General features: G+C 37.0%; 24 protein-coding genes. 12 read left to right on the top strand and 12 right to left on the bottom strand.

Going from position 1 to position 22,490, the window contains the following annotated elements; genetic code table 11:
• Positions 1–90: 90 nt before the first annotated feature.
• Both serA and MHB75_RS09760 read right to left on the bottom strand, forming a co-directional pair.
• The gene (gene serA, locus MHB75_RS09765; RefSeq protein ID WP_340997421.1) at positions 91–1,677 is read right to left on the bottom strand and encodes a phosphoglycerate dehydrogenase; all 1,587 of its coding nucleotides are present in this window, start codon (positions 1,675–1,677) and stop codon (positions 91–93) included.
• Between the two features lie 2 nt (positions 1,678–1,679).
• Complete coding sequence (locus MHB75_RS09760) at positions 1,680–2,858, bottom strand: pyridoxal-phosphate-dependent aminotransferase family protein (protein WP_340997420.1); 1,179 nt, start codon at positions 2,856–2,858, stop codon at positions 1,680–1,682.
• Positions 2,859–3,557: 699 nt separating this feature from the next.
• Between MHB75_RS09760 and MHB75_RS09755 the strand changes: the two genes are divergently transcribed.
• Positions 3,558–4,334 (top strand): enoyl-CoA hydratase, encoded by a 777-nt coding sequence (locus tag MHB75_RS09755; protein WP_340997419.1) that lies wholly within the window; start codon positions 3,558–3,560, stop codon positions 4,332–4,334.
• Between the two features lie 48 nt (positions 4,335–4,382).
• Here MHB75_RS09755 and MHB75_RS09750 read toward each other — a convergent pair whose 3' ends face one another.
• Positions 4,383–4,565 (bottom strand): YhzD family protein, encoded by a 183-nt coding sequence (locus MHB75_RS09750; RefSeq protein WP_068451074.1) that lies wholly within the window; start codon positions 4,563–4,565, stop codon positions 4,383–4,385.
• Between the two features lie 236 nt (positions 4,566–4,801).
• Here MHB75_RS09750 and yhaM point away from each other — a divergent pair, with 236 nt between their 5' ends.
• Entirely contained in the window at positions 4,802–5,740 is a 939-nt protein-coding gene (gene yhaM / locus MHB75_RS09745) for a 3'-5' exoribonuclease YhaM (RefSeq protein WP_068451077.1), read from the top strand.
• Positions 5,741–5,790: 50 nt separating this feature from the next.
• Here the strand turns inward: yhaM and MHB75_RS09740 are convergent, their stop codons facing one another.
• The 7 genes from MHB75_RS09740 to MHB75_RS09710 form a co-directional block, all read right to left on the bottom strand.
• Positions 5,791–6,687, bottom strand: a complete 897-nt coding sequence (locus MHB75_RS09740; protein ID WP_340997417.1) for a peptidylprolyl isomerase — start codon at positions 6,685–6,687, stop codon at positions 5,791–5,793.
• A 262-nt stretch (positions 6,688–6,949) separates the two neighbouring features.
• On the bottom strand, positions 6,950–7,132 hold the full coding sequence (locus MHB75_RS09735) for a hypothetical protein (protein ID WP_141272862.1): 183 nt from the start codon (positions 7,130–7,132) through the stop codon (positions 6,950–6,952).
• A gap of 48 nt (positions 7,133–7,180) precedes the next feature.
• Positions 7,181–7,612: a DUF3267 domain-containing protein gene (locus MHB75_RS09730; protein WP_340998606.1), complete on the bottom strand. Its 432-nt coding sequence runs from the start codon at positions 7,610–7,612 to the stop codon at positions 7,181–7,183.
• 359 nt (positions 7,613–7,971) lie between these two features.
• Entirely contained in the window at positions 7,972–8,493 is a 522-nt protein-coding gene (locus MHB75_RS09725) for an HTH-type transcriptional regulator Hpr (RefSeq protein WP_068451090.1), read from the bottom strand.
• A 101-nt stretch (positions 8,494–8,594) separates the two neighbouring features.
• Positions 8,595–8,990 (bottom strand): YtxH domain-containing protein, encoded by a 396-nt coding sequence (locus MHB75_RS09720; protein WP_340997415.1) that lies wholly within the window; start codon positions 8,988–8,990, stop codon positions 8,595–8,597.
• Between the two features lie 159 nt (positions 8,991–9,149).
• Positions 9,150–9,677: a tryptophan transporter gene (locus MHB75_RS09715; RefSeq protein WP_087679948.1), complete on the bottom strand. Its 528-nt coding sequence runs from the start codon at positions 9,675–9,677 to the stop codon at positions 9,150–9,152.
• A 113-nt stretch (positions 9,678–9,790) separates the two neighbouring features.
• On the bottom strand, positions 9,791–10,216 hold the full coding sequence (locus tag MHB75_RS09710) for an HIT family protein (protein WP_141272866.1): 426 nt from the start codon (positions 10,214–10,216) through the stop codon (positions 9,791–9,793).
• 135 nt (positions 10,217–10,351) lie between these two features.
• On the opposite strand from MHB75_RS09710, the gene MHB75_RS09705 reads away from it, so the two are divergent.
• The 3 genes from MHB75_RS09705 (at position 10,352) to MHB75_RS09695 (ending at position 13,364) form a co-directional block, all read left to right on the top strand.
• Positions 10,352–11,092 carry an ABC transporter ATP-binding protein gene (locus tag MHB75_RS09705; protein WP_068451101.1) on the top strand — a complete coding sequence of 247 codons (741 nt, stop codon included), beginning with the start codon at positions 10,352–10,354 and terminating at the stop codon, positions 11,090–11,092.
• A complete protein-coding gene (locus tag MHB75_RS09700) occupies positions 11,085–12,266 on the top strand; it encodes an ABC transporter permease (protein WP_340997413.1) in 1,182 nt (393 codons plus the stop codon). Before MHB75_RS09705 ends, MHB75_RS09700 begins: the two co-directional genes overlap by 8 nt.
• A 96-nt stretch (positions 12,267–12,362) precedes the next feature.
• A complete protein-coding gene (locus MHB75_RS09695; protein WP_340997412.1) occupies positions 12,363–13,364 on the top strand; it encodes an LLM class flavin-dependent oxidoreductase in 1,002 nt (333 codons plus the stop codon).
• Between the two features lie 51 nt (positions 13,365–13,415).
• Here MHB75_RS09695 and MHB75_RS09690 read toward each other — a convergent pair whose 3' ends face one another.
• A complete protein-coding gene (locus MHB75_RS09690; RefSeq protein ID WP_340997411.1) occupies positions 13,416–14,591 on the bottom strand; it encodes an amidohydrolase in 1,176 nt (391 codons plus the stop codon).
• Positions 14,592–14,608: 17 nt separating this feature from the next.
• On the bottom strand, positions 14,609–15,145 hold the full coding sequence (locus MHB75_RS09685; protein ID WP_340997410.1) for an antibiotic biosynthesis monooxygenase family protein: 537 nt from the start codon (positions 15,143–15,145) through the stop codon (positions 14,609–14,611).
• Between the two features lie 303 nt (positions 15,146–15,448).
• Here MHB75_RS09685 and hemE point away from each other — a divergent pair, with 303 nt between their 5' ends.
• The 7 genes from hemE (at position 15,449) to MHB75_RS09650 (ending at position 22,462) form a co-directional block, all read left to right on the top strand.
• Positions 15,449–16,486: a uroporphyrinogen decarboxylase gene (hemE, locus tag MHB75_RS09680; RefSeq protein WP_340997409.1), complete on the top strand. Its 1,038-nt coding sequence runs from the start codon at positions 15,449–15,451 to the stop codon at positions 16,484–16,486.
• Between the two features lie 24 nt (positions 16,487–16,510).
• On the top strand, positions 16,511–17,446 hold the full coding sequence (hemH, locus tag MHB75_RS09675; RefSeq protein ID WP_068451116.1) for a ferrochelatase: 936 nt from the start codon (positions 16,511–16,513) through the stop codon (positions 17,444–17,446).
• 10 nt (positions 17,447–17,456) lie between these two features.
• Positions 17,457–18,887 carry a protoporphyrinogen oxidase gene (gene hemG / locus MHB75_RS09670; protein WP_340997404.1) on the top strand — a complete coding sequence of 477 codons (1,431 nt, stop codon included), beginning with the start codon at positions 17,457–17,459 and terminating at the stop codon, positions 18,885–18,887.
• 167 nt (positions 18,888–19,054) lie between these two features.
• Positions 19,055–20,011 carry a hypothetical protein gene (locus MHB75_RS09665; RefSeq protein ID WP_340997403.1) on the top strand — a complete coding sequence of 319 codons (957 nt, stop codon included), beginning with the start codon at positions 19,055–19,057 and terminating at the stop codon, positions 20,009–20,011.
• Positions 20,008–20,688, top strand: a complete 681-nt coding sequence (locus MHB75_RS09660) for a response regulator transcription factor (protein WP_068451123.1) — start codon at positions 20,008–20,010, stop codon at positions 20,686–20,688. Before MHB75_RS09665 ends, MHB75_RS09660 begins: the two co-directional genes overlap by 4 nt.
• Positions 20,685–22,082, top strand: coding sequence for a sensor histidine kinase (locus MHB75_RS09655; RefSeq protein WP_340997402.1), 1,398 nt, complete (start codon positions 20,685–20,687; stop codon positions 22,080–22,082). The genes MHB75_RS09660 and MHB75_RS09655 overlap by 4 nt, the downstream gene beginning before the upstream one ends.
• A complete protein-coding gene (locus tag MHB75_RS09650) occupies positions 22,079–22,462 on the top strand; it encodes a FixH family protein (RefSeq protein WP_340997401.1) in 384 nt (127 codons plus the stop codon). Before MHB75_RS09655 ends, MHB75_RS09650 begins: the two co-directional genes overlap by 4 nt.
• Positions 22,463–22,490: the final 28 nt, after the last annotated feature.

The following is a 22,490-nucleotide window of genomic DNA, read 5'->3' as shown; positions in this document are numbered from 1 at the left end:
GGGATTACGCTTATGTGTAATCCTCTTTATGATGGCAAAAAAGAGGAGACGCATTAACGCGCCTCCTCTTGTTACCTTTGTGAAAATGATTTATAGTGTAATCGCTTTTACTTCGAAAATATTTTTTTGTTGTTTTAAAAAGTCAACATGTTCAACTACGTGGTCAACTGAAAGTACCATGATGGCATCCCCACCTTCAATTGCACGTCCAACTTGCATCGTTGCGATATTAATATTTTGATCTGCAAGTAGTGTACCAACTAAACCGATTGCACCTGGTTTATCTGTATGTTTAATGAATAAGATATGTCCTTCTGGATTAATATCTACATTATAGTCATCAATTTGTACAATACGTGCGCCAAGTCCAGCAAGTAGCGTACCTTTTACTTTATGTGTTGTATTGTTTGTTACTAACTCAACTGTAATTGAGTTTAAGAATGCTTTCGCACGTGTTGATTTATTCTCGTTAATTTTAATATCATTACGATCCGCTAGGTAACGTGCGTTTACGTTATTTACGTGATTACCTAAGTTACGCGTTAAAATTCCTTTTACTGTATTATTCGTTAATGGACGAACATCGAAGTTTGCTAAATCACCAGAGTAATAGATATTGACTTCGTTAATTGGTTCGTCTGTTAAATGAGAAACTAATTTACCAATTTTATCGCCTAGTTCGAAGAATGGTTCTACTTTTGCGACCATATCTTTAGGAACAGATGGCATGTTCACAGGATTTAAAACTGTACCATGTTTGAAGTAACTTAAAATATCGTTACTTACATCTACTGCAACGGACTCTTGTGCTTCAATTGTAGAAGCACCTAAGTGAGGAGTTGCAATGATTTGTGGCAAGTCTAATAATTTGTTTCCTACGAAAGGTTCTTCTTCCATTACGTCAAGCGCTGCGCCAGCTACCTTACCAGACTTGATTGCTGCATAAAGAGCTTCTTCATCAATGATTCCACCGCGTGCACAGTTGATGATACGTACGCCATCTTTCATAATATTAAAAATATTTTCGTTAATCATATGACGTGTAGAATCAAGTAATGGTGTGTGGACTGTGATGAAGTCAGCCACTTTTGCGACATCTTCTACAGAACCGTAATCAACACCCGCTTTTTCTGCCTTTTCAGCTGTTAAGAATGGGTCATAAGCGATGACATTCATACGGTTGCCTTTCGCGCGATGAGCGACTTCTTGACCAATACGGCCAAAACCAACAACACCAAGTGTTTTATTCTTTAATTCAACACCAACGAATTTTTTACGATCCCAGCGACCTTCCATTAAAGATTGGTAAGCATGTGGGATATGACGAGCTAGCGCCATAATCATCGCTGTTGTATGTTCAGCAGCAGAGTTTGTATTACCATCTGGAGCGTTGACAACGATAATCCCTTTTTCTGTTGCAGCTTCTAAGTCGATATTATCGACACCAACACCAGCACGACCAATTAATTTCAAATTGTCGGCAGCTTCAATAATTTCGCGCGTTACTTTCGTTTGAGAACGAACAAGTAATACGTCGAAGTCTTTGATGATTGCTTTTAGTTCTTCAGGTGCTAAACCTGTATTACTAACGATATTTAAATCTAATTCTTGTTCTTGGCGAAGAGGGTAAATCCCATCTTCGCTTAGTGGATCACTAATTAAAATATTAATTGTCATGATTATTTCGCTCCTTCTAGTTCGCGTTGTTGTGTTTGTTCAAGATATACTTGCTGTGCAGCAGCTACACCGGCACCTAACTGAATTTTCTTACCTACTTTTACTAATGCAATTTCCATTGCAGCTAAATATTGAAGTACGTCAGTTGGTGCGCAGTAACCCATGTGACCAACGCGGAAAATTTTGCCCTTTAATTCAGCTTGTCCACCAGCAACTGTTAGATTGAAACTTCCTTTGATTTCTTTACGGAATGCTTCTGCATCGAAGTCAGTTGGTTTTAAAGATGTTACAGTTGGAGAACCATCTTCATCTTTTGTGAATAGTGGAACATCTAGTGCTTTGAAAGCAGCACGTGTCATATCGCGCATTAAGCGGTGACGTGCATATACATTTTCAAGACCTTCTGTTTCTAAGTTTTCAAGAACTTGCTCTAAGCCGAATAGTAAAGATAAAGCAGGTGTAAACGGTGTCGTATCTTTTGCTAAGTTATCGCGATATTTTGTTAAGTCTAAGTAGAAACCGCGTTTTGGATTTGATTCGATCACTTTCCAAGCGCGTTCGCTTGCAGCTACAAAGCCAAGGCCAGCTGGTAGCATTAATGCTTTTTGAGCACCTGTTACAACAATATCTAATCCCCATTCATCCATCTTCGTTTCAACGCCTGCCATACAAGATACGCCATCAACGATGACAAGTGCTTCAGATACTTCATGTACAGCCTGTGCTAAACGACCAACAGGATTCAAGACACCTGTAGATGTTTCACAGTAAGTAGAAAATACGGCTTTAATTTCTGGGTTTGCTTGAACATGTGCTTTTACAGCTTCTGGGTCAAGTGCTGTACCCCATTCAACGTGGAACTCTTCTACGTCGATTTGGTATGCTTCACAAATTTTTGTGAAACGGTTTCCGAATACACCAGTTGCAACGACAAGTACCTTGTCACCTGGATGTACAACATTGACGATTGCAGCTTCTAAACAAGAAGTGCCACTACCTGTTAGCATCATGACATCTTGCTCTGTTCCGAATACTTTTTTCAGTTTTGGCTTAATATTTTGAATCATCTGACTAGTTTCGTTACCACGGTGCCCGATCATCGGTTTTGTCATCGCTCTCTCTACACTCGGTGGGATTGGTGTTGGTCCTGGAATACGTAATAATTGATAATCTGTTAACATAATGAAATTTCCCCTTTCGTTTTTGAAAAAATAAAAAGCCTTCCATCCCTGCAAAAAAATTGCAAGGGACGAAAGGCTAAATGTATACATTTAGTAACGCGGTACCACCCTAATTTACTGTCCATACAAAGAGGACAGTCTTATCTATATGCGTAACGTGCATGTGCCGGGTAAACCTACTTTTGGATGTTCAGAATACCTATTCAGAAGTGGAACTTATGCATGAAATCGCTGATTTGCACCGACCATCAGCTCGCTGTGGGATTTTCAAAAATCATAAGCATGTCTTCGTCATCATATTTGTGCGTGATTTGAATTTAAATCTATATTAAAGCTAATGTTAAGGAATGTCAACGGTAATTTTGAAAATTATTAAAAATAACCTTTTTTAAGACCTTTAAAAAGAATTAAAACGAACATTTTTAATTATTAATCATTTAAATGTTCGTTCTTTTGGAGAGGACAATGAAAGCTTTGAAATTGTATCAGAGAGTAAAAGTAAAACGCTTACAATATTGAAGGTGTAAGGTTTAGGGGTTTCCGTAAACATTAAAAGTTCTTATCCATTAGTGTAGTAAAGTGTTAAAATACGTTTTTTTCATTCGTATAAATGTTCGTAACAAAAAGAAATAAAGGACTTTTCAGATTTTTCACGAATATTAATAATGAATGACCATTCATAATATAAGGGGTGTCCATATGACAGAAAAAACAATTCTTTTTGAACAGGTAGGGCGTGTTGCAACGATTACATTGAATCGACCAACGTCGATGAATGCAATTAATTTAGAAATGATGAAAGAATTAGGTGATTGTTTTGAGGAGCTTCATCATCAACATGAAATTCAGGTCGTTATTTTAAAGGGACAGGGAAAGGCCTTTTCATCAGGTGGAGATATTAAAGGAATGATTCAAGGTGATTTAGATTTGGAAGAAGCTATGACGCTTGTAGCGCGTTATACGCGTTTATTATATACATTACCGAAGATTGTCATTGCTCAAGTCCACGGGGCAGCAGCAGGGCTTGGATTGAGTACGGCGCTCGCAGCAGATTATGTCATTGCTGAAGAAACAGCTAAAATTGCGATGAACTTCATTGGTATTGGGTTAATTCCAGATGGTGGTGGGCATTTCTTCATGCAGGAGCGTTTAGGCAATGTGAAAGCAAAGCAAGCTATTTGGGCAGGAGAAGTTATGAGCGGTACAAAAGCACAGAAAATTGGTCTTGTGGATGAAATTGTAGCAGAGGGTGCTGTGGATGAATTTGTACAATCTATGGTGCAACGTTTTTCACATGCGCCACTAAAAGCGATGATTGAGACGAAAAAGATTCTAAACGAACGTCGCTTACCAGAGCTCGAATCGATTTTGTTGAAAGAGACAGAAGGTCAGAAGAAAATGCGAGATACAAAAGATCATATGGAAGGTATTCGCGCATTTGTAGAGAAGCGTAAACCAAACTTTAAAGGGGAATAGAAAAGAATAGGAATACCACACATATTCGTGGTTTCCTATTCTTTATTTTTACGAATGGAAAAGAATGAGTTTTCCTTTTGAATTGACTAAGCGGTGTGTAGCTTCACTTAATTCAAGTGAGGCGATTTTTTCAGCACCTGCTGTTTTGGCTTCATGATCGTTTTCGAATTCCCAATCTTCATCTAAAATGACTTCCCCAGTTGGTTGAAAAGCAGTAAAGCGAAATTTCATTATAAAGCACCCCTTTATAAAATAATGAATACTTATTCATTATAATATGAAATACGAAAAACTTTCTAGGGATAACTACGCTTTTCAGGGAATAGATAAAAAAAGTATGCACTATGCTGAAATCGAATGGATTTAAAATACTTTCTTTTTTACCAAAGTGGTACAATAAATGTTATGTAAGTATCATATTGAAGCGTTTTTTTAAATACTTCAGAGGAAAGGAGATTGATTAAGAGATGGAAGGAATTGCAACATTACGTGTTGGCGAAGCCGTCAACCAATATTTATTAATCAAACAAGCAACGAAGGGTGTTACAACAATGGGAAAACCATTTATGACCCTTATTTTGCAAGATAAGAGTGGCAGTATTGAATCGAAATTATGGGATGCAGGTGATGAACAAGTTCAAATGTATCCAGCAGGTGGCATTGTGCATATTAGTGGAGAAATTCAAGATTACAGAGGAAAGTTACAGTTACGTATTAAACAAATACGACCTGTAAAAGAAGGCGAACCAATTCAGGTGTCGGACCTTGTTCAATCTTCTGATACACCAAAAGAACAATTGTATGAGGAGTTACAATCTTATTTATTCGATATTCACAATCCAGCGATTAACCGTATTACAAGACAATTAGTGAAAAAGCATGAGATTGCGTTTATGACATATCCAGCTGCGACAAAGAATCATCACGACTATGCATCGGGGTTAATTGATCACGTAACGTCAATGTTACGTCTAGGAAAGGCAATTGCAGATTTATACCCAACAATTAATCGAGATTTATTATATGCAGGGATTATTTTACATGATATCGGTAAAGTAGTAGAGCTATCAGGACCTGTTTCAACTGTTTATACAGTGAAGGGGAATTTACTGGGACATATTACAATTATGGTGTCTGAAATTGAAGTGATTGCAGAGGAACTTGGGATTGAAGGGGAGGAAGTAATGCTACTTCAACATATGGTGTTATCACATCATGGTAAAGAAGAGTGGGGTAGCCCGAAAAAACCAATGATTCAAGAAGCGGAGATTTTACATTATATTGATAATATTGATGCGAAGATGAATATGTTAAAACGCGCATTATCAAAAACAGAAGCAGGGGAATTTACAGAGCGTCTGTTTGCTCTTGATAATCGTGCTTTCTACAAACCAACAATTGAATAAATAAAAAAGCATGAGGAGAATCATAATTCTCCATCATGCTTTTTCTTTACTTATTTAGAAGAACCTAAGAATGAAGATAGAGCGTCTTTTAAATCTTTATCTTTGATTTTAATATCAGCATCTTTCATTAACTTAGCAATTTTTTCTTGTAGTTTTGTAGAGTTTGGATCTTCAGCTTTTGCTTTCTTAAGAGCAAGTGTTTGTTTGATTGCATCTTTTTCATCATCAAATGATTTACTTACTTCTTTCACACGTGTATCTTCTAATTTAATGATATGGTAGCCATAGCTTGATTTTACTGGCTCAGAAATTTCACCTTTTTTCATTACATAAGCAGCATCAGTGAATTCTTGTACCATTTGATTTGGACCGAACCAACCAAGTTCGCCGCCTTTAGATGCTGTACCTTGGTCTGTTGAGTTTTTCTTTGCAAGTTCAGCAAATTTCTTTGGATCTTTTTTCAATTCAGCTTCGATTTTCTTCGCTTCTTTTTCATCAGCTACTAAGATATGGCTCGCTTTTAATTCTTTCTTTGTGCGGTCATAGTATTCTTTCGCTTCTTTATCAGAGATTTTGATGCCGTCTGTTTGTGCTTTCTCTTGTAGAAGGTTCAGTTTAAGATAGCGTTTGAATGTATCTTCTGTCATACCTTGAGACGCTAAGTAAGTTTTTAAATCTTGGCCTTGTGCTTCGATTTGTTCTTTTTGTTCTTTGTAACGTGCGTCTACTTCTTTGTCAGATACTTTGTATTTGTTTTCAAGTACTTTTTCAATCATGATTAATTGAAGTGCTTGATCGCCCGCAGTTTCTTTTAGTTCTTTATAAAGTTGTTCTTGTGTTACATCGCCAACTTTAGAAGTGACTACCTTCTCGTCACCTGAATTACCACAAGCAGCCAAACCTAGTACTGAAGCCGCAAGTGTTAATGTTAATACTGTCTTTTTCATTATTAAATTCTCTCCCAACCTAATATCTGTTTAAGCCTAATAAACCATTGCTTTTGTAACTATACCATAGAACGATAAAAAAATAAAAAGGTTGCCTATACAACGATATGAAAAAAATACATATTTTACTATATTATTTTTTTAAAAAATATTTATCTGCTTTTTACGCTAAAAATATGCAAATAAAAACAGAACCAGCGACGTTCGCTGCTCCTGTTTATAATCTAAGTATAAAATATACGTTTTAAGATAGAAGTGAGGCTTAAATTGAATAGTAGGTCTTTAAATATAAAGAAACTAATAAAATCGTGATTAAGATATTGATTGTTCTGTATACCGTTGGTTGTTTTTCTTCTGGAATTTCTTTTCTGGCGCATAGAGCATATGTCATGCGATTGATCTGGAATAAGTAAAAAACCGCAAATAAAATGACGATTATAATCAAGACCGTTCCCCCTTCCTATCATACACTTCAAGCATATCAAATGAACTGTTATGCTGACAAGTTTGTTCGCGTATTTGTATAAGGAACTAATATTTCAAAACCTTTATCTGTTTCTTCGACCAATGCTTTTTTAGGTGTCTTTAATAAATGTTTCGCATATAACAAGTCAATAAGACAAAGTCCACTATGATAAGCGAGTAGAATCGTAAAGTAGTGGCGGAAACTTGGTAATGTGATAGCACCTATAATAAAGATCGAGTTAATAATAATAAAAGGCATTATAAGTGAAATCAAATAGCGTGATTTCATAATTGGTTCATGAATTCGCATATTTAAAAGGGGAATAATCCCGAATTTTCTTTCGACTGAAAAGCGTAGTCGATTGCGATAACGTGCAATCGGCATAAAATGTAATAATTTATGCAAAGGGTATGTCAATAATAAAACGAGTAAAAACCATGAAAATCGTTGATCAGACATAGGACCGTGACGAAAGACATTAATTGAAATATAGAAAAACGAAAAAACAATAAAAACGAAAATCATCGAAAATAGAAAAATACGATCATGTCCGTATTGTTTTTGCACATTAATAGTTTTCCAACAATGCACTGTAAGCATCTCCATTCATTCATAACTGAAGGGCTTCCAAGTAGTAGTCCTTCCTGTGTTCAACGACGTTCCCAAAATAGGGAATAAAAATCGTCGATACATAACATAAGTCTTTTTAATGACAAAAGCAAGCACTTTTTTTAGTATGAATTTAAGAGAACGCTTACAATGTGATGGTATCAATAAATCCTCTCCAGTAAAGAAATTGAAGAGGATTTTTGATTGTGTTATAACTGTTTTTCCATGTTCTCAAATGACTTTTCAAAAATATCCATGAAGTCGTCACCATAAATGTTACGGATGACAGCCATTAACTCAAGATACTGCGGGAATTTACCATACATTTCTTTTAACGGAAGCGAACCGTCGACTACAGTATGATTTGTTTTGTCGTAGTTGTCATTTAGATCTTGCAATAGTGCCTGACCTTTTTCTGTAATCTCAACGTATGTATTTCGCTTATCATCATCACGTTTAGAGAAAGAAAGTAATCCTCGTTCTTCAAGGTTTTTTGAGAAGTTAAATGCTGTTGATACATGCATAACACCAAATTTAGCGATATCTGAAATAGACGCGCCTTCTAAATTAGATGCAATACAAAGGACGTGATGCTCATTGATGTTTAAGTCATACGGTTTAATCCAGGCTTGCCAATCTTTTTCAACAGCCTTCCAAAGTGCTTTAGATAAATGGGCAATTCGTTGTGAATAAATCATGGCTTCTTTCACCGAATATAAATCTTCAGACATGCTACCACCACTTTCGCATTTTTTTTCATTATATCATTATTTCCCAAAAATATACAACGAGAAAAGAATGAAATAAATGAATTTTTAAAATCTTCATGCTCTTAGTTTGTTGAGCCCTTTTTTTTCTTCAGTGTAATTTTTTGAAGCTCTTCCATCTCAGCGTTTAATTCATCGGCTGATTTTTTTAAATCTTCAATGTGTTTCTTCAAGTTTTCTTGCGACGGAGCTGAAGTTTCTTGGAATGTACTAACAGCTTCTTTAATACCTGAAACTGCATCAGGTAGCGTGTTTTGAACTTCATATTTAATCGAATTAACCGATTGCTTAATCGTTGCAATTCGTTGCTGTAATTCGTTCTTAATGTCTGAGGAGTTATTTTTATACTGCGTTAAAGAACCCTTTAATTCCTTACCTGATTTTGGAGTTGTGAATAATGTTACGGCAGCACCTGCTACAAGCCCAGCGCCGATGCCAAGCACAAATGTTTTTATATTCATATGTGAAAAGCTCCTTCCTAATGATAATATTTCCTTTTTTTATTATATTAAAACATGATTCAAGAAAAATAAAAGCGGTTGCCCTCAAAAGTCATCGTCTTTTCATCAATTTCTAATGAGTAGCGCCTAACTTTTAGTAGCAACCGATTTTCGTCTTACTTATGCATGTGACAATGAAGTATCAAACTTAGAGCGTTTTACGAGTGTTGTAATAATAGGATAAATTACAACAAACGCAATGATATTAATCGCAATTGCTGGTAGTACAACAGTTGAGAATAGTGCAATAAATGGAATGTTTGCACCAATCACTAAAATCGCTGATCCTAAAAATACACTGCCTGAAATGATTGTTCCTACGCCAACTAATATAGCTGATGCGACAAAATTCTTTGCTTGTCCTTTTAATAGTTTCACAAGGAATAATACTACGTACGCAGTTACAAACTTATCAATCACGTTCGGCACAAACCCACCAGGGAATGTAGAAAATAGACCAGATAAAATACCTGTTGTGACAGCTAATAAGAATACGTCACGAGAATTCGGGAATAGGAAAATACCGATAAACATCATCGTTAACATGAAGTCTGGTTTCATTCCTCCGTTGAATCCTGGGATGACTAAATACAGTGCAGCACCTACCGCAACAAGTAATGCCATTAATACTAAGTTTTTTGTTTTCATTTCTCATCTCTCCTAAGCTCTTCTAAAATTTTTTCGTCTCCTAACGTCTCCTCGTGAGCGCTAGCGAAACTTAGCGTAATTCTATCGTGTCAACCGTGTAAAATCAAGTGCGCTTACTTATTTAATTGTGCAGCAATTTCATCTGCTACTTGTGTAATAACATCAGAAGTAAACTCGTCTTCTTTTGTTTTCCAAATTGGCTTGTAGCCATCTTTTTCATCGTAACGAGGGATGAAGTGAAGATGGAAGTGGAATACACTTTGTTCCGCAGCTTCACCATTGTTGTTTAATAAGTTCATACCTGCAGGTTGGAATGCATCTTTAATCGCATTCGCAATTACAGGTGCAACAGAGAATAGATGCGATGCTGTTTCAGGAGATAATTCGAATACATTCGCAACATGCTCTTTTGGAATTAATAATGTATGACCTTTTGATAAAGGCGTAATGTCCATAAAGGCATATACGTAATCATCCTCATACACTTTTTTACTTGGAATAGAACCGTCAATAATTTTACAAAATACGCAATCAGCCATTCTATTTCACACACCTTTCATATATTTCTTTCTATTCTATCATATGACAACTGCGATATAATTGAATTTTTGATAAACTAAGTATATTCAAATAGGATGTTTCAGGCAATTGTGTCTGAGAATGGAGTGATGAAGATGTCAATATTAGAAGTATCTGCTGTAACAGGTGGTTATACAAGAAAACCCGTTATACACGATTTAAACTTCAAACTAGAAGCAGGTGAGCTAGTCGGCTTAGTTGGTCTGAACGGTGCAGGGAAAAGTACAGCAATCAAACATATCATTGGAATGATGCAACCACAAAAAGGAACAATTAAAATTAATGGAAAAACGATGAAAGAGAATATGGATGTATACCGAACTTCTTTTTCATACATTCCTGAGACACCTGTTTTATATGATGAACTAACATTAAAAGAGCATTTAGAATTAACAGCGATGGCGTACGGAATCGATTTAGAAACGATGCGTGAGCGTGTTGCCCCGTTACTCAGTGAATTCCGTATGGAAAAACGATTGAATTGGTTCCCATCTCACTTTTCAAAAGGAATGCGTCAAAAAGTTATGATTATGTGTGCTTTCTTAGTAGAACCATCTCTGTATATTATTGATGAACCATTTTTAGGGCTTGATCCACTTGCCATTTCACTATTACTTGAACAAATGGATGAGAAGAAAAAAGAAGGTGCAGCCATTTTAATGTCAACGCATGTATTAGCTACTGCTGAAAAACATTGTGATAAAATTCTACTGCTTCACAACGGATATGTCCGTGCATTTGGTACGATGGATGACTTACGCCAATCTTTCAACATGCCAGATGCGACGTTAGATGACTTATACATCGCGATGACAAAGGAAAAAGAACATGAGTAATTTACAAGATGTTTGGCGTAAACGGTTTAATTACTATATAACAGAATTACAAAAATATATGCGCTATATCTTCACAGGTCATATGGCACTCGTTATTGTATTTTTACTTGGTGCTGGCGGTTATCAGTACAGTGAATGGTTAAAAGTCGCACCGCATGACTTCCCAACGATTCTTTTCGTCACAACAGTGATGGGGATTGTTCTCACAATGAGTAAACCTGTAACGCTTATTAAGAAGCCAGACGAAGTATATTTATTACCACTTGAGACAAAGATGCCAATGTACTTTAATCGTGTTTTAAACTACACCGTCTTCAGTCAATTAGGAGTCGCGCTCGTCGTCTATCTTGTGATGTGGCCGATGATGCGACAAGTGGGCGAAATTGAGGTTTCTGGGATTGCAATCGGATTAGCTTTTACTATTTTACTAAAATGGTGGAATGTACATGTGGAATTCATGTTCCGCTGGGCGACAAAAGGTCGTTATGTTTGGCTAGACCGCATTGTACGAGGTATTCTTTCAGGTGTATTCTTATACTTCTTATTAAATCACGACAGTTTATACGCGATTATTATGATGATCATTTTGGCACTTTATCCTGTCATGTGTAAGAAAAAAACATTGGAAGAGCCATTCCCTTACGAACACTTTGTAAAATTAGAAGAAAATCGCATGATGCGTATTTACCGCTTTGCGAATTACTTTACGGATGTACCTGCTGTAAAAGGAAATATTAAAAGAAGACGCTATCTGGACTTCCTTGTGAATGCTGTACCGAAAACGAAAAAAACAACATTCGAATATTATTTAGTTAGAAGCTTTATAAGAACGGATGATTATTTCTTCCTTTGGTTCCGTCTTACGGTGATTACAGCGTTAGTAGCAGCATTTGTGAATATGCCGATTATTGTAGGGATTGTCGCAGCAGCTCTTGCTTTTGCTACAGCGATTCAATTAAAACAAGCACTAGGAAAGCCAGTCGATTTCTCAATGAGTATGCTCTATCCATTACCAGCTGATGCACGTCAAAAAGCCGCACAAAAAGTAACGCGCTATACATTAATTGCACAAGCAGTAATTGTAACGCTTGCAGGCATTGGTACACCTTACTGCTACTTACAAGGTATTGTTGTTCTCATAGTAGGAGAAATTACATTACGCTTATCAAAATAATACGTGAAGTTTCTTTATTTGGAGAAGTCCGAGTAAGGAAACTTCATTTTTTTCTTTGAATTTGTTAGGCTAGTTTAGGAAAGAGAGGGGTAAGAGATGAAAAACGTCAAATTATCTGTATTAGATTTAGTTGCTGTAGGAGAAGGATTTACAGCAGGAGAAGCCATTCAGAACAGTGTACACCTCGCTCAAAAAGCAGAAGAATTAGGTTATGAGCGTTACTGGTTTGCAGAACATCATAATAGCGCAAGCATTGCGAGTTCAGCTACTGTATTATTGATTGGTAAAATTGCAGAACATACAAAAACAATGCGAGTAGGTTCGGGTGGTATTATGCTACCGAACCATAAACCGCTTATCGTCGCGGAACAATTTGGTACACTGGATGCAATGTATCCAGGACGAATTGATTTAGGTGTAGGTAGAGCGCCGGGAACAGATCCAACAACTGCAGAGGCACTTGGTAGAAGTGCATACGGTGCACCGAATAATTTCCCAGAAGATGTAGAACAATTACAAACATACTTAGGTGCAAACGAAGGAGCGCGTGTACATGCCTTCCCAGGTGAGAACTCGAATGTACCCATCTATATTTTAGGTTCAAGTTTATTCAGTGCAGAACTCGCAGCACAAATGGGACTACCATATGCATTTGCTAGTCACTTTGCACCGAATTATTTACAACAAGCACTACAACTTTATCGCACGCAGTTTAAGCCATCGAAGTATTTAGACAAGCCGTACACCATTGCATGTGTGAATGGTATGGCAGCAGATACGAATGAAGAAGCTGAGCGCATCGTAACGAGCTTGTATCAATATTTCTTAGGAATTGTAAAAGGCTCACCGAAAAAACTAATGCCTGCTGTTGATTCGATGAAAGAGATTTGGACGATGAATGAGCGCTACGCTGTATTAGAAGCACTTCGCTATACATTCAAAGGCGGTCCAGAAAAAGTGAAGAATCAACTGCAAAGTTTCTTGCAAATTACACAAGTAGATGAAATTATGGTGACATCACATATTTATGAACCAGCAGAACGCGTCCATTCATATGAGATCATCATGCAAGCATTAAAAGAGCTACAAGAAAATTAAACATAAAAGAGGCAATTACACGAAAATAGACGTGTGATGCCTCTTTTTATATTAAGCATTCGTATTAAAATCAATGGCTACAGCAGCTAATGTTTGAGCGGCTGCTACCATCGCGTATTCTTCAAAATTAAATTTAGGATGATGATGTGCATAAGCTGGGCCATCTACAGGCTTTGCACCTGTAAAGAAGAATGCTCCTGGTCGCGCATTTAAATAGTAAGAAAAGTCCTCACCAACCATGTTTGCATCCATAATTTGAGCAGCTTTTACATTCGGGACATGCTGGGCTGTTTCTAATATATGTTGTGCCATCTTAGCATCATTAATAACAGGAGGGTGACCACGCGTGTAGTCGAATGTGAATGTTGCACCTGCAGCTTCACAAAGTCCTTTGATGATGCGCTCCATCTCAACAATTACTTGCTCGCGTACTTCTACATCGAATGTACGAACCGTTCCTTTTAGTTCGGCGCTTCCTGCAATAATATTAAAAGCATCACCAGCATGGAATGAACCAACTGTTAGTACAACAGGGCTTGTTGGATTAATGCGACGAGAAGCCACATGTTGTAGCGCTGTAACAATTTGCGCTCCGAGCGTTACTGTATCAACAGTTGTATGCGGCATTGCGCCATGTCCGCCAATTCCATGTAGCGTAAGTGTGAAGGAATCTGCTCCAGCCATCATGGCACCAGGTCGCGTTTGAATGTTGCAAGCTTCGAATTGTGACCATAGATGTGTGCCAAACACAGCATCGACACCTTCTAGACAACCTGCTTCAACCATTGCTTTTGCGCCGCCTGGTGTTACTTCTTCAGCATGTTGATGAATCATCACATAGTTACCAGCTAGTTGTTCACGATGTTGGAATAATGTTTTTGCAAGTACAAGAAGCGTCGCTGTATGTCCATCGTGTCCACAAGCATGACTTACGTTCGGGACAGTCGATTGATAAGCAACGCCTGTCTCTTCTTGAATAGGTAAGGCATCAAAGTCAGCTCGTAGTGCCACTGTTTTACCTGGTAAACCACCTTCGATTCGCGCAACAATACCATTCCCGCCAATATTTTTTTCGTAAGGAATATCAAATTCGTCATAAAAATTACAAATATATTCAACCGTTTCGTGTTCTTTATACGATACTTCAGGATGCATGTGTAAATAACGTCGAATCTCTTGCATCGATGTAAACTGTTCTTCTAATTCATTCCAAATAACTTCTTTCATCTATAATACCTTCTCTCTTAAAAACGCTCATCACGGTCTTCTTCTACTTCTTCAACAGGTGCTGTTCCATAAAGTTTTGTGTACGGTGCAACAGCAAGTGTTGTTGGTCTGCGGTCTGTTTCATGACTCCCTATAAAGTCAAAATCCTCTGCATAGTTTGCTGAATTGCGCCAAACTTGATATGAATTCGGGTCTGTCCACTGCTGGATAATCGCAAATACAGTTGATTTAATAGGCTTTAATAATTTATACGCGATAAATCCAGGTTCGTTAACAAAATGGAATGATTTACTTTTTAGACGATTTTCAAAAGATAATTGGCTATCTTCAAAAATATCGATATACGTAATGGCATAGAAACCACCCGGTTCAAATTCACCAACCTCTTCAACAACTTCAAATGACTGTGGTGTTGCAAATTTTGTTTTACCTTCTGTCACATGCATTAAGACAGATTGTTGTCCGCCATATAAAACCGTCATATTTTCTTTTTTATATTTTGCTTGTAAATGTTCCATAAAATCTGCTGTTCCCGTTGCTAAATAGATATACATTTCAACGCCACCTTCATGTTTTAATTTTCTACTCTCTATAGTATATCCGTTTAACATGAAAGATTCACAACATTTGAAAATGTCTAGTCGTTTTTCTGAATTATTTTTACGTTATGATAGCGTTGTCAAAAAAAAGACAAGATTTGAAAAAGTTTTTTTGACAAAAAGGTTTTGAAACTATACTTTAATATATGAAAAGTCTATAGTGAAAATGGATATCAATATAGAAAAGATGATTTACATGAAGTGAATCAAAAGTAAAAAGATTAAAAAGATGAACTGAAGGAAGGGCAGGCTAATCAATTGACGAAATTTAATGATACACTTTTACGCGCAGCAAGAGGCGAACAGACAGAACATACACCAGTATGGTATATGAGACAGGCAGGGCGTTCACAGCCAGAGTACCGTAAAATTAAAGAAAAATATTCTCTTGAGGAAATTACACACCAACCAGAATTATGTGCATATGTGACACACTTACCAGTACAAAATTATGGCGTAGACGCGGCAATTTTGTATAAAGATATTGTAACACCGCTACCAGGTATGGGTGTAGATGTGAAGATTGAAGCAGGAATCGGTCCTGTCATTTCAAATCCAATTCGTTCAGTAAAAGATGTCGATGCACTGCGTGAATTCAACCCACAAGAGCATGTGCCTTTCGTGTTAGATACGATTAAGTTACTGACAACAGAACAATTGAATGTACCATTAATCGGTTTTGCAGGCGCACCATTCACATTAGCAAGCTATATGATTGAAGGTGGCCCATCGAAAAACTATGCGAAAACAAAAGCCTTTATGGTATCTGAACCACAAGCTTGGTTTAAATTAATGGATAAATTAGCAGATATGATTATTTTAGATTTAAAGGCGCAAATTCAAGCGGGTGCAAAAGCCTTCCAAATTTTTGACTCGTGGGTAGGTGCTTTAAATCATGAAGACTATCAAATTTTTATTAAACCAATCATGACACGTATTTTCACAGAATTAAAAGATGAAGGTGTTCCTTCAATCTTATTCGGTGTAGGTGCAAGTCATTTAGTAATGGATTGGAATGAGCTACCTGTTGATGTAGTTGGTTTAGATTGGCGTTTACCAATTAAACAAGCACGTCAAATGAGGATTACAAAACCACTTCAAGGTAACTTGGACCCAACATTATTACTAGCAGATTGGTCTGTGCTAGAAGCTCGTACAAAAGATATTATCGATCAAGGATTAGAAATGCCAGGTCATATTTTTAACTTAGGACATGGTGTATTCCCTTCAGTAAATCCAGATGTTCTAAAACGTTTAACAGCATTTATTCATGAATATAGCGCATCGAAGAAATAACAATAATTTTATGAGGTGATTGAGATGAAAAGAAAAGTTGGTTTATTAGTAATGGCGTATGGTACACCAGAAAAAGATGAAGATTTAATCCCTTACTACACACATATTCGTCGCGGTCGTCGTCCAAGCGATGAACAAATTGAAGATTTACGTGAACGTTATCAAGCGATTGGGGGTATTTCACCACTTGCAAAAACGACACTTGAACAAAGTGAAGCACTTGTAAATCGTTTAAACGAGATGCAAGACGAAGTGGAATATAAACTATATCTTGGCTTAAAACATATCGCACCATTCGTAGAAGATGCAGTAGAAGATATGGTGAAGGACGGTGTAGAAGAAGTGGTATCAATCGTACTAGCACCTCACTTCTCATCATTCTCAACAAAAGCATATCACACACGTGCTATGGATAAAGCGAAAGAGTTAGGTAGTTCAATGAAGTTCTATACAGTGGACAGCTGGTATAAAGAAGAAAAATTCTTACAATACTGGACTGAAAAAATTAATGAAGCTTTCGCTGATATGACAGAAGAAGAACGTGAAACAGCGTGCTTAATCGTATGCGCACACTCATTACCACAACGTATTATCGAAATGGGTGACCCATACCGTGACCAAATGTTTGATACAAAAGATATTTTACAAAAGCGTACGGGTGTGAAAAATGTAGAGTTTGGTTGGCAGTCAGCTGGTCAAACACCAGAGCCGTGGTTAGAGCCAGACGTACAAGATTTAACACGCGACCTTTATAACGAAAAAGGATATCGTTCATTCGTGTATACGCCAGTAGGTTTTGTAGCAGAACACTTAGAAGTTCTATACGATAATGACTACGAATGTAAAGTGGTATGTGATGAGTTAGGCGCAAATTACCGTCGTCCAAAAATGCCAAATGCAGATCCACTATTCATTGATGGATTAGCTGATGTTGTAACAAGAAGATTAGCTGAAGCTTAAAAAGAAAGTGATGATTGATGTGACGAATGACAAGCGCAGGGTTGCAATCATCGGTGGAGGAATATCGGGATTAACCGCTGCTTATTATTTACAAGAGCAAGCAAAGTCAGCACAATTACCAATTGAGATTGTATTGATTGAGGCATCGCATCGATTTGGTGGAAAGATTCAGACCATCGTAGAGGATGGCTATCAAATTGAAAAAGGACCGGATTCTTTTACAGATCATAAAGGAACGGTTGCTACATTAGCGAAAAAATTAAAAGTTGAAAAACAGCTTGTTCGGAGTAAAGAAGAGCGGAAGTTTGTGGCGGTGAATGAGGAATTGCACGCAGTTCCAAAAGGTGTGCAATTCGGTATTCCAACAGAAATGACACCCTTTTTGGCATCGGACTTGGTGTCTTGGAGTGGTAAAGCACGAGCTACATTCGACTTTTTACGTCCACAAGGAAAAATGACAGAAGATCAATCACTTGGACAGTGGGTGAGGCAGCGATTAGGTGGCGAAGTATTAGAAAACTTGACCGAACCTTTGTTGTCGGGGATTTATAATGGAGATATAGACGAACTAAGTTTACAGGCTGTATTACCCTTTCTTTCTACACACAGCAAAACTTCAAGTGGCTTGATTCAAAGTATGAAGTCTTACACCCGTTCTTCGAGCTATTTAACAGATGCAGAACAAAATTTTTCGTTCATAGGAGGACTTGAGACATTCGTTGATGCATTAGTACATGAATTAACTGAAGTGAAGCTAAAAAAGAGTGTTCGTGTAACGAATATTCAAAAATGCGATCATCAACTCTTACTATCATTAAATAATCAAAGTTCAATTAAAGCAGATGCGGTGATTATCGCAACATCTCATACAATTGCGCAGTCATTATTTCATGAAAAACAGATTTTACAAGAACTAGATGGTATCCCATTGAACACAGTAGCTACTGTTTCTTTAGCTTTTGATGAAACTCAAATTGCTCATCATTTTACCGGAACGGATTTTGTTGTATCACGTAATAATGATCTATCTATTACTGCGGCTACATTTATGAATCGTAAATGGCAAGGTACGGCACCAGATGGTAAGGTGTTGATTAAAGCTTACATTGGACGCGTGGGTGATGAAGCTATTGTTGAGTTATCCGATAAAGGAATTGAAAAAGTCGTGTTGCAAGATTTACATCGTTTAGTGGGAATTACAGGCGCGCCTGAAAAAGTGATTGTGACGCGCTATAAAAACGCTATGCCACAATATACGATTGGACATTTAGAGCGCGTGCGAAAATCGAAAGAATCTTTATATGAAGCCTACCCAACAATTCGTTTGATTGGGAATACCTATGAGGGCATTAGTATTCCAAAATGTGTTCGTCAAGCAATTGAGAGTGCAGAGCAAATTATGCAAGAGTTAAAAGATTTGCCATCCTTTGTAATCGAATAAAAGAGTCTTAAAAAACAGGAGAGGACAGCAGAGTGTTTGCTGAAAGCTCTTGTTTTTTATTTAGTAAATTTACGGAATGTGAACCTTATGCGAACGATTGAAAATATGAAGTATATTTCATTGTTTTTTCACATATTCCATATAAAATAAGGGGCGGGAGGGTTGTTATGAAAAAAGTAGGTATACTGTCATTATTATTATTGTTGCTTGCTGTACTAACAGCCTGCAATCGAACAGATTACAAAGGAATTTCAAAAGATGAGCCCTTTATCGCTTCGGTGAATATTGGTGAACCATCTATTGATTTTATTCGGCCTAATGGTGAAAAAATTGAAACATGGGATTTAAAAGAAGCATATACTGGAGCTACATTGGTTGGTGAACATGCAATTCTTTTATATGGTAATCAATTAGAACAAGCTGATTTAGTGAATCTTGATACGGGTGAGATTCAAAAGAAAATTGATGTATCAAAAGGTACTACGAATGCCTACTATGATGATGCAAACAAAACTTTTTATATAGCGAATAGTGGCTTAAACGAAGTAACTGCCTATAATCAAAAGGGTGAACAACTTCAAACAATGAGAACTGGGAACTATCCAATGGCGATGTTAGCAGAAGATGGGCATTTATATGTCGTGAATTTTAAAGATACGTTCATTTCAGTATTCAATACAACGACGAAAAAATTAGAAAAGAAGATATCCATTCCAAAATCATCACATGGATTAGACTTTGTGGACGGTGAACTGTGGATAGGTGGACATGGAGCAGGTGAAAAGCCGAATACACATGTATTAAAAATCAATCCGAAAACTTCAAAAGTTGTTGGAAAGATGGATTTACCAATTATGCCCATCGCTTTTGCAAAGTTAGATGAACGTGAATTTGTACTCAGTCATGGTGAAAGTATGCTCTATGAATTGAATGACCGGCAACAGATTAGTTGGGAACAAGAGATTGGCTCAAATCCATTTGCAGTTGAAGCCTTTCAAAATCAAATTGTCGTTGCAGGGTATGACGATCAAACACTTTATTGGGTGAAAGACCATCATATCGTGAAAAAAACAAAAGTAGGACAAGCACCATTTCAACTTTTAGTAAGGGAGAATGTCAAATGAACGTATTAATTGTAGATGATGAAAAGGAAATGCGTCATCTGATTTCGATTATGCTTCACCAAGAACATATTCAAACCTACCAAGCCAGTGGCGGACAAGAGGCATATGATATTTTAGACCGTCAACCCATTGACCTCATCTTATTAGATGTCATGATGCCAGATGAAGATGGTTTTGAAGTGTGTCAGAAAATACGTAAGAACTCAGATATCCCAATTATCTTTTTAACAGCGAAAGATGCAAATGCCGATAAAGTGCGTGGACTACGATTAGGTGGAGATGATTATATGGTAAAGCCCTTCACTGCTTCCGAGTTAATCGCACGTATTCAAGCAGTTTTACGTCGCTACCAACCACAACAAGATGTAACACATACACAAATTATTCAACGTGGTAATATTTGCCTAGATGAAATTGCGAGACGTGTGACAGTGGAAGGTAGAGAAATTCCACTTACATTAAAAGAATTTGATTTACTACATTTATTTATGAAACAACCGAATATTGTTTATACACGCGAACAATTACTCGAGAAAATTTGGTCGCTTGATTACGATGGTGGTACACGAACAGTCGATACACATATTAAAACATTGCGCTTAAAGCTTGGAAAAGAATATAGTCGTCTGATTCAAACAGTTTGGGGTATTGGCTATCGCTTTGAGGAACAACGATGAAAAAAATCTCCACGAAGATTTGGGTGTTTGTATTAGCCACAGTAGCAGTGACGGTTCTATTTATGTATGGTCTAACTAATTTTTTATACGAAAGACTGTATGTAAAAGATGCAGAAAACTCCATGATTGAAATCGGTGAAAAACTTTCAAAGATGTATACAGATGGTAAAGTAACAGACGAATTAATCGACAATGTAGACCGTTATAATACATATGCGAATGTTAATGTATTTGCTGTACGAAATCCACGTGAATTGAGTGCCTGTGTCCCGTTTGATATTGATTATGATACGTTAATTGGACCGGACGAACGACATGAATTATTAAAAGGGAATATCATTACGAAGCAAGGATATGAAAAGCGATTTGATCGTCAAGTGATCTCTGTTGTGATTCCGCTTGTAGATGAAAAAAGGCTAGAAGGGATTTTATATCTCTATTTCCCACTGGAAAAAATTACAGAACTTGCTTCAAAAGAAGTTGCTTTTTTAATTGGTTCAGCAATTGTCTTTTTAATTTTAATTAGCTTTATTATATTTAAAGGAATTCGTGTCATTATGAAGCCGCTTCAGTCGCTTCAATATGCAGCAAAAGAAATGGCACAAGGGCATTATCAAACGCGTGTCATGAGTACATCAAAAGATGAAATTGGACAATTAGCGCAAACTTTCAATGAGATGGCACAAGCAATTGAAGAAGAAGATCAGAGACAGCGCCAATTTTTAGAGAATGTGTCACACGAATTACGTACACCGATTAGCTATATTAAAGGGTATGGTGAGACATTACTTACAAGTAATATATCTGAACAAGAGCGTACCGACCAACTAGCATTAATTGTTCGAGAAGCAGGACGTATGGAAAAGTTGACGAATGAACTACTACAGTTATCACGTACGATTGAACAAAAGGAAACATTGCAGCTATATCCACTACCATTATCTGAAACGATTCGAGAAGTAGTACATATGCTTGAGGGACGTGCGAAACAAGCTGATATTACGATTCATACGAATCTAGACGATCATGTGATTGTGAATGCAGATGAACTGCGCATGAAACAAATCTTGATTAATTTACTTGAAAATGCGATTCGCTATTCAAATGAAGGAACATCTATTTATGTACGAAGTTATGAAGTAGAGAATCAAGCATGTATTGAAGTTGAAGATCATGGAATTGGTATTCCAGAACAAGATTTACCACATATTATGGAACGTTTCTATCGTGTGAATAAGGCGAGAAGTCGTGCAGATGGCGGAAGTGGTCTCGGTTTATCAATTGTTCAACAGTTAGTAACAGCACATGGTGGACGTGTTCAAATTGAGAGTGTTTTGAATGAAGGGACGACTATATGCATATTCCTACCATTAATGGAGGAGATGGAAGAATGAAAATTCGAATGATGTTGGCTGCATTCTTTCTCCTTCTTCTTTCGGGTTGTTCAATAGAAGATCCAGTAGAAGCAGACCAGACGATTGCGGCAGTACAGGTTCAGTTTATCAACCCAGATGAATTTAAGAAAAAAGAGATTCCGTTAGAAGTTGAAGTGACACAAGACAAAAAGCCTGTGGAAGATGCAAGTTTTGTACGATTTGAAATTTGGCGAGATGGTGAGCGAAAAGATAGTCGTATGATTGATGCGAAACATATAGGAGAAGGTCACTATACTGCGCAGGCTACAGTAAAGAAAAAAGGCGTATATTATGTCTATGCACATACAGAAGCACATGGTCTGCACATTATGCCAAAACAAAAAATTGAAGTACAATAGAAGATAAGAAAAAGAATATATTTAGTGC

This window comes from Kurthia sp. FSL E2-0154 (genome assembly GCF_038003625.1).
Taxonomy (GTDB): domain Bacteria; phylum Bacillota; class Bacilli; order Bacillales_A; family Planococcaceae; genus Kurthia; species Kurthia gibsonii.
Note: the sequence above shows the minus strand (reverse complement) of the source record. Positions and strands in the feature narration are given on the sequence as shown.